The sequence below is a fragment of the Enterobacter sp. RIT637 genome, assembly GCF_019718755.1.
Classification (GTDB): Bacteria; Pseudomonadota; Gammaproteobacteria; order Enterobacterales; family Enterobacteriaceae; genus Enterobacter.
The window spans coordinates 1-772 of record NZ_JAIHAZ010000058.1 but is presented as its reverse complement, the minus strand read 5'-3'; the positions used below and the strand labels follow the sequence as shown (position 1 = coordinate 772).

Annotated in this window: 1 protein-coding gene; it reads left to right on the top strand. The window is 57.5% G+C overall.

What is annotated here, in order from left to right; translation table 11 throughout:
* Positions 1-772 (top strand): Hsp33 family molecular chaperone HslO (gene hslO / locus K5E19_RS23115; RefSeq protein WP_221553266.1); only part of this gene is annotated, 772 nt, incomplete at both ends.

Sequence of the window (772 nt, the reverse complement as noted above, 5' to 3'; positions counted from 1 at the left end):
CAATTTGCCGTTCGCGGCGAGCTGGGGACGGTATCCGAAACCTGGAAACAGATCCTCGAAAACCACAGCTATCCTCAGCCGGTGAAAAACATCCTTGGCGAACTGCTGGTGGCGACCAGCCTGCTGACAGCGACGCTGAAGTTTGCAGGGGATATCACCGTGCAGCTGCAGGGCGACGGCCCGATGACCCTGGCGGTGATCAACGGCAATAACCAGCAGCAGATGCGCGGTGTGGCGCGCGTGCAGGGTGAGGTGCCGGAAGGTGCTGATTTGAAAACGCTGGTCGGCAACGGTTTCCTGGTGATTACCATTACGCCAGAAGAAGGCGAGCGCTATCAGGGTGTTGTGGGTCTGGAAGGCGATACGCTGGCCGCGTGCCTGGAAGATTACTTCCTGCGTTCCGAACAGCTGCCAACGCGCCTGTTTATCCGCACCGGTGAAGTGGACGGTCAACTGGCGGCGGGCGGTATGCTCCTGCAGGTTCTGCCTGCTCAAAATGCGCAGGGCAACGATTTCGAGCATCTGGCGACACTGACCGAAACCATCAAAGCAGAAGAGCTGTTTACGCTGCCTGCGAATGAAGTGCTGTGGCGTCTGTACCACGAAGAAGAGGTGACGCTTTACGATCCGCAGGACGTGGAGTTCAAATGCACCTGTTCCCGTGAACGTTGCGCAGGCGCGCTGCGTACTCTGCCGGACGAAGAGATCGACAGCATCATGGCTGAAGATGGCGAAATCGATATGAACTGTGATTACTGTGGTTCTCACTACG